Below are 12,999 nucleotides of genomic sequence, written 5' to 3'. Positions count from 1 at the left end.
TTGAATCTTTTGAAAAAAGACTTAGTCTACAAACATGAATTCATTTGAAGTGCAAAGCACCTGGGCATATTTTTCCCATCCACTCATTCGGGCAGGAGTTTTAACCTGATCCCTATGGTGTTCCAGAAACTGTTGCCCTAATTCAATTTCTTCCTGGGCAGGATTTCGTGCCAGAACCCTCTGGTAGAGCTGTGTAATCGCAGCCTCAATGCCTTTGTCAGCAGCCACCTTTTCCAGGTCGAGATCCTTGACCAGTAAAGTCGACTGTTCCAGTAAAAGCGGACTGTTCATCGCAAACAATGCCTGCTGTGGTACTGTCGTGTAAGGCCGTTCTGCGGTACTGGATTCTACGTTGGCAAAATCAAACGTCCGAAATACGTTGGGCAAATTATTTCGGTCGATAAAACTGTATACCGTTCGTCGGGGTTCCGTCGGTATCTGATCGATCTGGAAACTCCGCCCCCCTCGATCATCCGACAGCTGTCCGGAGACAAACAGGATGGAGTCGCGCATCGCCTCAAAACTCAGTCGTCGAGGAACATGTTTCCATAACAGACGGTTGTCGGCATCAACCAGAATGGCCTCTGGATTATCTTGTGCTCCCTGCTTGTAAGTCGCAGACAACATGATCAGTTTATGGAGTTTTTTCACGGACCAGCCCTCATCCATGAAGCGGGACGCCAGATAATCTAACAGCTCCGGGTGTGTCGGAGGATCACTGCGGACGCCAAAATCGCTGGGAGTACGAACCAGTCCTTCCCCGAAGTGATGCATCCAGACCCGGTTCACGAAGACCCGCGCTGTGAGAGGGTTATCTGCCGAGGCGATTGCCTGAGCCAGTTCCAGTCGACCACTGCCTTTCGCAAACGGCTTCCGATCCTCGCCTGCCAGAATCCGGAAAAACTGTCGTGGCACCTTATCACCACGACGGCCCGGATTTCCACGCAGATGTACGAAGGAGGTAACCGGCTGGTCTTTATCGTACATCACCATCGCCCGCGGTGGCGCACCTGGAGAGGTGACATCCAATGTGGCCAGCTCTTTTTCGAGCTGACGAATGCGATTTCTCTGCGCCCGATTGAACATGCTCAGAGCCACTTCATCACTGCTGGCAGTGGGGGTCTCAGAGTCATATAAAATCTGTCGCAGTTCTTCAGCAGCCGGATCGTCCAGCTTCTCAGGTGCGGCAGTTTTGGCTTTGGTAGCGTCAGCAACCGTTTTCAACCAGGCCTCTTCAACCTCCTTAAAAACGCTACCATAAACCCGGCAGACGTCGTACATCGATTGCGGTGGGTTGTTTTTGAGGGCATGGATCACCAGGCGATTAATACGTTTATTCGGATCAGTCTCAGCTTCCGATTTCGATAGTTTATCAATGATTTCAGCCGACTGTCTGGCAAAATCACCTTTCTGTTTTTTGAGACCAGCAAATTCCGACCAGGGAGCAAATACCGTACGATAGTCCTTGGATTTCTTTCCCAGAAAAGCACGCCAGAGGTCCACATACCGCCGATGAGGTGCTTCTTTGGCATACTGAGGCTTTTCATCCCCTTGGGCCAGGTTCTGTTTTTCAGCAACCGCCTGTAATACCTCGCCGACGGACAGACGGGCTTGTGCGCGGAATTTGTCTGCTTCCGCATGTACATAATCGTCTACTTTTTTCTGGCGTTTGGCCCGCTCTTCCTGATACTTCTCATAAGCCTTCTCTGACTTGGGCTTGCCGATCAAAGGCAAATCTTTTTCTTCGGGCTCATAACTGCTGACAAACACGCTGTAGAGCGAGTAGTAATCTTTAATCGGCACAGGATCGAATTTATGGTCATGGCAGCGGGCACAGGATGCGGTCAGTCCGAGCAGTCCTCGTGAAACCAGATCGATCCGGTCGTCTGTAATATCGTGGATGTTTCCTCGGTAACGGCGTCCAACGGTTAAGAACCCTAAAGCCGCCAGAGAACGATCATCACCTTTGCGATCCAACTGGTCTGCAGCCAGCTGTTCGAGAATGAACTGATTAAAAGGCAGATCCTCATTAAACGCCCGAATCACATAATCGCGATAGGTGTAGCTGTAAGGATAACGTCGCTCGGATGTAAAGACATACCCTTTGGTATCGGCATAGCGGGCCACATCGAGCCAGTGCCGGCCCCAGCGTTCTCCATACCCGGGAGAAGCCAGCAGCCGATCAATCAGCTTTTCATAAGCCTGTGGGTCTTTATCATTGACGAATGCTTCTACTTCTTCATACGAAGGAGGCAATCCTGTGAGATCGAGACAGGCACGTCGAATCAATTTTCGCTGGTCGGCGGGCGGAGAGAGCGACAGTCCTTTTTCTTCCAGTCTGGCGAGTACAAAATGGTCAACGGGTGATACTGCCTGCTGATCATTTTTGACTGGTGGTACAGACGGCTTGGACACAGGCTGAAACGACCAGTGACTGCTGGATAAGGTTTCGTAATCATAGGCACCATCGCCGGGAACTGCTTTCGCGTCTTTTTCCGAGTAGGGCCAGGGGGTTCCCATTTTGACCCAACGGGTCAGAGCTGCAATTTCCTGGGGAGGCATTTTTCCTTCAGGAGGCATCTGACTGTCATCGTTATGATATTGAATCACCTGAATCAGACGACTTTTCTGAGGATCCCCGGGAACAACCGCAGCACCGGTATCGCTCCCCTTCATCATCCAGGCATGTGAGTCCAGACGCAAACTGGCTTCCTGTTTTTGGGAACCGTGACAGGCATAGCACCGCTTGACCAGAACAGGACGGATTTCTTTCTCAAAAAACTCAACCTGTTCCGCTGGGATTTTTTTGGTATTTGCAGCGTTTGCTTCAAAGGAAGCTGTACAGCTCAGGTAGACACAAGCTGCCAGATAGAAAGCTTTGGGAATCAGATGGGACTTCACAGTGGGAGAACTGCAAATCGGAAGTCGCTTCATTTCTAAGCTCTTTCTCAGCAAAACGCGGTGGGAACAATCAGGAGGGAAGGGACCGCCACAGATGGTGAGCATGGCAAGCCCCGCTACATGTATTTTACACTGCCAGAAACGCAAAGTGTAGTCTCTTTTTTGCGTTTAAGGCTTGTGAATCTTAGAGTTAGTTCAATTCTAATTCACGCGTATTCTTAACATTGTTGTGTAAATGGGCAGTAGCGCCATGTTTAATTAGTCCCGTGAATGTATTACAGTAGGACTATCGTCAATATCGACTGGATCAAAGGTCGATCCCATAGAATTTCCTGAACTCATAGCTCAGAAAAGAGGTACTACGATGACTGAAGATCAGGCTTTAACCGAAGAGCAGATGCAGGAATTCCTGAACACTTACTCTGCATGGGAATTACGCGACGGCTGGTTACGTCGCAAATTCGGAACCCCCGGCTGGCCTCATACCCTTATGCTGGTGAATACGATAGGTTATCTGGCCGAGGCTGGAAACCACCATCCCGACCTGAACGTTGGCTATGCTGCTGTCACCGTTAAACTGCAAACGCACAAAGTTCGTGCCATCACAGCCAAGGACACCAGCCTCGCACAAAAAATTGAAGAGACTGTTCTCTGGCAACCAAACGAGGATTCGGCACTTGATGGTTTCCCTAAAAAGTGGGTTCACTAGGAGAAAACGGACGCTTGAACAAAAACGACTCAATCGGGCATCCGGAACGGATTCTGTTTGTTACCGGTAGACTGGCCGAATTTTCGCTACGGGAAGTTCTGGAGAAACTCGCTCCCCAGGTGGGATTTGAGTATGAAGTCGCCGTTTTGAATGTGCAGGTCGCTGCCTTATTGCACGTTCCACTGATCAGACGCCGTCTGCAGGTTCCAGAATCTATCGATTGGGTTATGCTCCCCGGCATGTGTAAAGGAGACCTGCAGGAACTGACCGATCATTTTGGTGTCCGGTTTGAACGAGGTCCCAAAGACCACTTCGATCTCCCCGAGTTTTTCGGTCAGGCGAATCGTCCTCCCCGGGATCTCTCAGGATTTGATATCGAAATTCTGGCAGAGATCAACCATGCTCCTCTGCTTTCAGACGAGGAAATTCTGCGACAGGCAGACCTTTATCGGAACAGCGGTGCCGACCTGATCGATGTCGGCTGTATTCCGGGAGAAAGCTGGAGCAGAGCGGGAGAAGTCGTGCGACTTTTGGTCGAGGCTGGCCACCGGGTCTCCATTGACAGTTTCGATCAGGCAGAAGTCGAAGCCGCAGTTAACAATGGAGCCGAACTGATTTTGAGTTGTAACTATTCAAATCTCGACTGGGTTTCCAGGCTGGGAACAGAGGTGGTGGCAATTCCCGATCTCCCCGAAGATTTCGATTCGCTCCATAGAATAGTGGATCAATTACTGCAGTCGAACACGCCATTTCGTATCGACCCCATTCTGGAGCCGATTGGGTACGGCTTCGGTGCATCGCTGGAAAGATATTACCGGGCAAGGCGTGAGTTCCCTGATTTTGAAATCATGATGGGGATTGGCAATCTGACAGAACTGACCGAGGTCGACACCGCAGGTATGAACCTTGTCCTGGCTGCCCTCTGTCAGGAATTACGGATCAAGAGCGTTCTGGCTACGGAAGTGATCAACTGGGCACGGACCGCAGTGACAGAATTTGATCATGCCCGACGACTGGTCAAATATGCGATTGAGAATAAAACTCTACCCAAGCACATTCACTATCAACTGGTGATGCTCCGGGCCCCCAAACTGAAACAACTGGGTGCCGAGGCACTACAGAATCTGGCCAGTCAGATACGTGACCCCAACTATCGCATTTTTGCCGAAGAGAACGAAATTCACGTCATGAATCGTGATGGGTACTGGAAGGGGACAGATCCCTATGAACTGTTTGATCAGTTCCAGGCAGTCGTCTCTAAATCATTGGATGCTTCTCATGCGTTTTATCTAGGGTACGAGATGTGTAAAGCTGTGACCGCACTTACATTGGGAAAACAATATCAGCAGGATCAACCGTTAAGCTGGGGCTTTTTGACACAGGAGGAAGTCAGCGCTCAGGAACGCAGGCAGGAAGAGAGAAAAGGACCTCAATGCGGCCCCCGCTGATGATTCCTTAACTTAACAGGTCCTGATATACTGAAGTCGGTTTCAACGATTCTCACAGCTGCTCTATTCGCGTTTTGGTACGAAATTGTTCAGTTATGTCCGGTAATGTCTCTCAGGATCTCTCACATTGCTCCCCAGTGCAGGGGACCAGTGATACGAGCCAGCTCCCGCTCGTCGAAGAGCTCACCCCCTGTCCGGACCTCGAATCTCTGCTTCAGGAATTTACTAGCGAAAAGGGGCTCCTCGTCCTGGACAGCGCCCGTGATGCCGGATCTCTGGGCCGCTACTCCTACCTGATGTGCAACCCTTTGAAACGTTTTCAAATTCAACAGGCCCGCTTGGGAACTGATCCCTTCGAGACGATCAGAAGACTTCATAGAGATTTGTGGAGACCAGCGATTTCAGAACTTCCCCCATTCCAGGGAGGCTTTGCAGGACTGCTTTCTTATGAACTTGGACGCAGTTGGGAACAGTTTCCCCGGGCAATCAATGATGAATTCGGGCTACCTGATCTCGCTGTCGGCTTTTATGACTGGGTCATCGCCTGGGATCATCAACAACATCGTGCCTGGCTGATCGTCCACGGATTTGATGACACCCTGGACTCACAATGTACCGATCAGGCTGCCCGGCGACTCCGTGAAATCAAACGACGAATTGATGCGGTTGTACTTCAGCAACACAAGCCTGTGTCTCCTCAACCGAATCAGGGAACGCGGTTGGAACAAAAGGATCTCGCTGCCTGCCACGAGGTTGTTGGATTTCCAGGTATCTTCAGCAATTTCAGCAAAGACGAGTTTCTGCGTCGTATTGAGCGAATCATTGAATATATCTACGCAGGTGATATTTTTCAGGCGAATTTCTCACAGCGATTACTCAGTCCGGCTACGATGCCAGCCGCAGACCTCTACCTCAATTTACGATCACGTAATGCGGCTCCCTTTGCTGGCTACTTTGCCTGGGATGACTGGACGGTACTCAGCGCCTCCCCGGAACGCTTCCTGCAACTATCGGACAACGAAGTTGAGACCCGCCCCATCAAGGGAACCCGCAGGCGTAAGACAGTCCCCGAAGCCGATTTACTCACTCGTGATGAACTGCGGGAAAGTAAAAAGGATCAGGCGGAAAACGTCATGATCGTCGACCTGCTACGGAATGACCTGTCACGTGTTTGTCAGCCGGGTACCATTCGTGTCCCCCAATTGTGTGAAGTGGAGACATACGAAACGGTCCAACATCTCGTTTCCGAAGTACGTGGAAAGCTTAAACCAGAGCATAGTGTCTGGGATCTGCTGGCAGCCTCATTTCCAGGAGGTTCAATCAGCGGAGCTCCCAAAGTTCGTGCCATGGAAATAATCGCCGAACTGGAACCTACGGTCCGTGGCCCTTATTGTGGCTCGCTCTTCTATGCAGGACTTAATGGTGAATTTGACAGCAATATTCTGATCAGGTCCTTTACAATCAGAAAAGGCTGGATTCAATTTCCTGTCGGGGGAGGCATCGTAGCTCAGAGCCAACCACGACTGGAGTATGAGGAAACGTTGCACAAAGCAGCTGGTATGCTCGCCGCTCTGAAACCCTGATCGTTCTCTTGAGAAGAGACAAATGATTCTGATTATCGATAACTACGACAGTTTTGTGTTTAATCTGGCCCGGTACATTGAAGAACTCGGGCAGCAGACTCACGTCGTACGTAATGATCAGATTACGATTGTGGAAGTCATTCAGCTGGCGCCGGCAGCGATTGTTCTCTCGCCCGGTCCCTGTACTCCTCAGGAAGCTGGTCTCTGCCAGGACCTGGTAAGGCACTTTATTAATCAGGTTCCAATCCTGGGAGTCTGTCTGGGACATCAGTCTATCGCCGCGAGTCTCGGAGGAAAGATCATCCGGGCACCTGAACCGATTCATGGTCAGACATCGCTGATACACCATCAGAGTTCCCGACTTTTAGCTGGTTTACCTGATCCGTTTCCAGCCACACGCTACCACTCACTGATCATTGATGAAACTACTTTACCAGCTGAACTGATAATCACAGCGCGGACCAGTGAGGGAATACCAATGGCGATTGAGCATCAGACCGCGTCGCTCTTTGGAGTTCAATTCCACCCGGAATCAATCCTCACAGAGTGTGGGTTACAGCTGCTGGAAAACTTTCTCTCCTTTGTTCAGCCCTGTCTCTCTGAGTAAAGCGTCTTTCTTCCTGCGCTTTGTTATCGTTCCGGTTAGTCAAACTGGTTGAAGTATGACCGTGCCTGGTTGAACTTATCCGTCATGATCCCCCGTTTTTCGCAGTTCCTTCCCTCCTGATTCAAGAACTGCGTAATACTTCAGAACAACCACCCCTCAATCAACCGATAAAAATGAAGTTATCAGAACTCAATCGAACCTGATATCCGCTTCTCTGCGCGCACTGAAGGCACAGGAATACGGGAAGTCTTGTAGGGGCTCTTAAATGCGATTTACCATCGTCAAACCAAACCGTCAAAGTTTATCAATCTTAACAGTCACGTTCTCGCTATTCGTGATCTCCATCAGCCAGTCCTCTGCTGGTGAATGGTTACATGATTTTGACGCTGCCCAGAAACAGGCCCAGACTAAAGACCTGCCTATCCTGCTGCATTTTCATGCTTCATGGTGTGGTCCCTGCCATCAGATGGAACAAACGGTATTGCGAACCGCTGCCGTTAAGAATCTGTTCGGTCAACGAGTGATCGGTGTCAAAATTGATAGCGATCAGAACCGTCATCTCGTCGATCGATTCAACGTCCGTTCCTTACCCAGTGACATTCTACTGACTCCCACGGGGACGATTATCACTCGTACGGACGGATTTCAGAATCAAAACGTCTATCTCAGTTTCCTGGGCCGTGGTGCCTCCCGCTATGAAAAAGATCGACGGGTATATCTGGCTCAGAAAAGCAAACAGGAGCTGATGGAACGCAAGCGTCAGGAAATGGAGCAGCAGGCAGAAGAAGAGCCGGAACCTGCAAATACTCAGAAATCCTATGTTGCTTCCACTCCAGATCGCGTAGGGCTGGAAGGTTACAGCCCGGTCGCTTTGACCAGAGATCGGGAATGGAAGAAGGGGCAGGAAGAATTCAGCTGGCCTTACCAGGGAATCACTTATCATCTGGCAAGTCGTACTGAACTGGAAATCTTCAAAGTCGATCCGGGGCGATATGCACCGCAGTTACTGGGTTGCGACCCAGTGATCTTGAACAAACAGGATCGGGCCATTCCAGGTGATACCAAATACGGTGCCTATTATGACCGCAACCTGTACCTGTTTGTCGATCTGGAATCACGTGAAGAATTCAAAAAGAATCCAGACCGTTACAGCCGCACAATGCATGTACTTAAAATTGAAGACGTGGGCGGCAGCATCCTGCGATAAGCCCCGCTTACTTCGTGTTAGCAGGCTTTTTCAACGCATCTGTTTTTTGAGTTTCGAGGGGCAGGGGAACCGCTTTGTCTCCGGAAGACTTCTGAAATTCCTGCAGACGTTGACGATATCGCTTGTACAATCGGGTCTGCTTGCTTTCCGGTGGCATAATTTGGCCTCCCACACAGACAGCTTTAATGTGTGACGTCTGCTGTAATGGCGAGCCATCAGTGATAATCAGATTGGCCAGTTTCCCTTTCGTCAGGGAACCAACCTGTTCTTCGACACCGAGAATCTCAGCCGCAGACAGAGTGACAGAACGAATCGCAGCCTCTTCAGGCAGACCGTAAGCAACCGCCATAGCAGCTTCAAAGGGAGTATTCCGCGAGTTCCAGGCACTGTTAGAACGAATGCAGAATGGCACTCCAGCATCATAAAGGCGAGCCGGATTTGTGTAAGGTGCATCGAATGGATCATAGCTTTCTTCAGGCCGATGCATGACCGGCCCAACAATGACTGGTACTTTTCTCTCTTTGAGTTCTTTCGTCAATTTCCAGGCATCAGCGCCGCCTGCAATTATCATCTTGAGTTTCTGTTCTTCTGCAAAAAGCAGTGCTCCGGCAATCGCCTCTCGCGAATTGGCCTCTATCAACACTGGCTTTTTACCATCAAGATAAGGCATCAAGGCCTCATACCGTGGATCTGTTACAGGACGCCGTACTTCATCGGCTTTGGTTTGTGATTTCAGTTTATGGTACAGGCGTGCCTGCTTGAAAAACTCTTTGAGTTCCTCCTGTCTATCTTTTTTGATCGACCAATTAATCTGTAGCCCCGCTTCCAGTTGCATGACCATCTCGGGAGCGGTCCAGCCGGCTGTCTGAACGATAGATGACTGTCCGGCGATCAGACCGGACTGCGGGCAGACCAGCACAGTTGTAATCCCCCCCGCACGGGCAACGGGAAACAGCTCGGAATCCGGATTGATGGCGACTCCCGTTCGCAGATCAGGCTGTAAGTCACCACTTTCGGAATAATCCCGGGTCTCTTTAACCTTATCGATCTCAGTCAACCCCAGGGTCGTTCCAGTATCGATCATCCCGGGATAGACGTGCAGTCCCTGCGCATCGACTTGCGGAAGCCCCTTGGGAAGTGGTTTTGCTGGGCCAACATATTCAATCTTCTGGTTTCGAACCATCAATATCCCACCGGGAATCGCATCGCGATCAATTGGATGCAGAGTTGCTCCTGTGATGGCGAATTCATTCACATTGGAGGCTGGTAGTTTCAGTGGCAGATCTTCCTGCTCCACAATTACGGTGCGGGAATGGGCCGACCGCTTTTCCGCGGCTTCAGACATCGCCGTTGGTTGCTTCAAACGATCAAAGTAAACTTCGCCTTCAATGATGGTCATTTCACAACGGGAATACGCATTCAAAGGATGTCCATTAAAGATGGCAAAATCCCCATCCTTTCCGATCTCGATCGAACCAATCTGCTGATCCAAGCCTAGTTCACGGGCCGGATTGATTGTGATCGTCTGCAGGGCATCACCGAAGGACAGGTTTCCATAGCGCACTGTTTTAGCCGCTTCGAGGTAAAGGTGCCGAATCAGTTCCCAGTCATCACTTTTGATTACAGTATTGATCCCGGCTTCATTAAGCAAAGCAGCGTTATGCGGAACGGCATCAAAGGCTTCAATCTTGTACGCCCACCAGTCAGAAAACGTACTGCAACTGGCGCCATGCGCCAGAATTTCCGGTGCAATCTTATACCCTTCCAACACATGCTGCAGCGACCAGACACGGACCCCCAAATTGGAAGCGACGCGGAGCAGCATCAGAATCTCATCAGCGCGGTAGCAATGGGAATGGATGAATTTTTCGTGATTGACGATATCTGCCAGTGCCTCAAGTCGCAGATCTCGTCGGGGAGGGACCAGCTTTATATCAGGATCTGCTTTTTTCGCACGCTCGTATTGCTGCCATTGGCGACGGTAGTCAACAGCCTCCAGAAACGCCCGCTGCAGCGTGGCTTCAACCCCCATCCGCGTGTTGGGGAAACGTGAAGTTCTAAATTTCACATTTTCTCCCAATGCAAATTTCACCCCCTGCGGTGCATCATGGAGGACATGTTCACGAGCGGTCTTGCCATGCTTCAGTTTGACGACAGCATCCTGGCCTCCAATAACATTTGCAGAACCGTGGAACAGACGGGCAGTGGTCACTCCTCCGGCCAGAGCCCGATATTCGGAGGGGTCAGCGGTATTCACCACATCTCGTACGCGGACTTCGGGCACGATCGATTGGGAAGATTCGTTGATCCCTTCGGTAATCATAATATGGCTATGTGTGTCGATGATGCCCGGCATCACGTACATTCCAGTGACATCGATTTCGGTCGTTCCCCCTGGTACTTTCAAATCAGTACCGATGGCGGCTACTTTTCCATTCTTTACGAGCACGGAGGCCTTGGAGAATGTCTTACCAGTGACGGTGATCACGGTACCATTTTTGAGCAGCAAATTCCCACCTGTCGAGGGATGACGACTGATCCGGTCTGACTCCAGTTCCGTCTGAAACTGATGCCGACTGATGTCTGCTCCCTCAGACGAAGTGTGTTTCGGCTTTTCAGCAACCAGTACTTCTGATTCTGTTGGAGAGAAATCCAGTTCGTCGTCCCCCATTCCTTCAAGGGAAAGTTGAATCGGATTCTCTGGAGCAGAGTCACCCTGTGGCGTTTTTCGAACGGCACTCCAACTAGTTTCTGTTCCAAAAGCAGATTTCAGTTTCCCGGAAAGTTTCTGGGGCTGTTTTTCAGCTCCCAGAGTCCCATTGAACTGAAGTTCGATTGAGTGTTCCCCCGCACCAATGGCAACGGTGATTGTCAGCCTGTCCTTCTCTATTTTTCCTGCAGTGACTTTACCATTCCCTTTTTCACTGGAAAATGAGCCTCGCAGTTCAGAACGGTCCTGAGCCAGCTTCAATTCACCAATTACTTTGCCTTGAGCGGACTCGATTTCGACCCCCCAGTCACCAGCCAGATCAACTTTGACTGGCTGCTCTTTCTTTTCAGTGGGTGTCTTTGTCGGCTCCTGTTTTTTTTCTTTCTCTTTTTCCGTGAAATCAAGCTTGAGACCATCCACAAACAGATAGCGTACTTTCGAATCGTCCTCTTCCCAGGGGTGCGACATCACAACCAGATGTGCCAATTTTCCTTTTTCGATTGTCCCCAGTCGCTGATCAATTCCCAGAATTTTTGCTGCATCGACCGTCAGGCTGCGCAATGCTTCGTCTGCCGAGAAGCCTGCTTTCACGGCAACCCTCAACTGGGGAACAACGTCAGAAATGTGTTGTTTCAGTTTCTCTGAGGTAAATGCAACAGGGATTCCACTTTCTGCCAGCTGTGTCAGCCCCTGGATCCTTTGTTGCCAGAGTCTGATTTTCTCCTGCTGGACGCGCTGTGGTTCTGAAAATTCAGTTGTCAGTTTCTCCGACTTACTCTCTTCTTTGATTTTGGGCTTATCTGCAAAGTCGAGTTTGCAGATAACTCCCTGTGAGTCTTTTTTCAGCCGATCCAGACAGAGGTGGGCCTCCGCGGCACCAAGGATCACCGGTTTGATTTTGACTTCCTGGCAAAAATCGAGCGCACGTAATATCTGGTCCCGCGAGTCAGCTGCAAACACCGGGATCTGTTTACCATGCAGTGTCTCCAGCAGAGCAACATAGGTAACATCGGTCGGTGGACGTTTTACGAAGGCTTCCTTGTCCCGATAAATATCCCAGTGCTGTTCATAGTGACGTGTATCCAGAAACGACTGACGCAGATGTGCGACCGCCCCCATCAACGTAGTCGGGTATACATCTCCATGCGGTGCATAGAGACGAAATGAACCCAGAGTCGTTTCCAGCAGGGTCGCTTCTCTGACAGGTAATTCACTGGTGGAGATCAGAGTTCCCTGACCACTGGCGATCTTACCCAGTGGAAGTACATGGACTGCTGTGAAACCAGCTTTCTGATAGTCAGAAAAATTATTTTTCCTGGATGTGATAGCCCGATTCGCCAGAAACTCGGGGCTGAGATAATTTCGATTATCCGGGCGGGTCGCTGCCAGTGCATAACGGCCGAAGTCGACTTTGCGTTCTTCTGGCTTTGGATGCTTGATGTCTTTGTCCAGCAGTTCTGCGGATGCAGCATCTATGAATCCGGGATAGACATGCATTCCCTGACAATCTACGACCTCTGCATCTCCAGGTACAGTTAGATCTGTTCCAACGGCTTCGATCAATCCATCCCGCACCAGTACCGTGGCATTCTTGATTGTAGTACCAGGACGCGTCGTCACAGTGGCATTCGTCAGCGCAAACACCTGTGGCTGAAAACCTGGTTGCCGTTGGACTTGAGCCTGTACGGGAATAACCGCCCCCAGCAGACAGATGAAAAGCAGACGTTTGAAGTATTTAAAATGTTGCATGTCGGTTCCATAAAGCGAAAGCAGGCAAGACACACAGCAGAGCTGTTCTTAATAGAGCTTTCACTGTAGCAGGCAGGTGGGCTGC

General features: G+C 50.3%; 7 protein-coding genes. 5 read left to right on the top strand and 2 right to left on the bottom strand.

What is annotated here, in order from left to right; translation table 11 throughout:
* Positions 1-21: 21 nt before the first annotated feature.
* Complete coding sequence (locus HG66A1_RS11685; protein ID WP_145183692.1) at positions 22-2,934, bottom strand: PSD1 and planctomycete cytochrome C domain-containing protein; 2,913 nt, start codon at positions 2,932-2,934, stop codon at positions 22-24.
* A gap of 331 nt (positions 2,935-3,265) precedes the next feature.
* On the opposite strand from HG66A1_RS11685, the gene HG66A1_RS11680 reads away from it, so the two are divergent.
* The 5 genes from HG66A1_RS11680 to HG66A1_RS11660 all read left to right on the top strand — a co-directional run bounded on the left by HG66A1_RS11680 (position 3,266) and on the right by HG66A1_RS11660 (position 8,455).
* On the top strand, positions 3,266-3,610 hold the full coding sequence (locus HG66A1_RS11680) for a 4a-hydroxytetrahydrobiopterin dehydratase (protein ID WP_145183689.1): 345 nt from the start codon (positions 3,266-3,268) through the stop codon (positions 3,608-3,610).
* A gap of 14 nt (positions 3,611-3,624) precedes the next feature.
* Positions 3,625-5,058, top strand: coding sequence for a DUF6513 domain-containing protein (locus tag HG66A1_RS11675; RefSeq protein ID WP_232106807.1), 1,434 nt, complete (start codon positions 3,625-3,627; stop codon positions 5,056-5,058).
* A gap of 95 nt (positions 5,059-5,153) precedes the next feature.
* Positions 5,154-6,641 (top strand): anthranilate synthase component I family protein, encoded by a 1,488-nt coding sequence (locus HG66A1_RS11670; protein WP_145183686.1) that lies wholly within the window; start codon positions 5,154-5,156, stop codon positions 6,639-6,641.
* 22 nt (positions 6,642-6,663) lie between these two features.
* A complete protein-coding gene (locus tag HG66A1_RS11665) occupies positions 6,664-7,248 on the top strand; it encodes an anthranilate synthase component II (RefSeq protein WP_145183683.1) in 585 nt (194 codons plus the stop codon).
* Between the two features lie 265 nt (positions 7,249-7,513).
* The gene (locus HG66A1_RS11660; protein WP_145183680.1) at positions 7,514-8,455 is read left to right on the top strand and encodes a thioredoxin family protein; all 942 of its coding nucleotides are present in this window, start codon (positions 7,514-7,516) and stop codon (positions 8,453-8,455) included.
* Between the two features lie 7 nt (positions 8,456-8,462).
* On the opposite strand, the gene HG66A1_RS11655 is transcribed toward HG66A1_RS11660, so the two are convergent.
* On the bottom strand, positions 8,463-12,914 hold the full coding sequence (locus tag HG66A1_RS11655; protein ID WP_145183676.1) for an amidohydrolase family protein: 4,452 nt from the start codon (positions 12,912-12,914) through the stop codon (positions 8,463-8,465).
* Between the last annotated feature and the right edge of the window lie 85 nt (positions 12,915-12,999).

The organism is Gimesia chilikensis (genome assembly GCF_007744075.1).
Classification (GTDB): domain Bacteria; phylum Planctomycetota; class Planctomycetia; order Planctomycetales; family Planctomycetaceae; genus Gimesia; species Gimesia chilikensis_A.
This window is presented reverse-complemented; position numbering and strand designations above follow the sequence as displayed.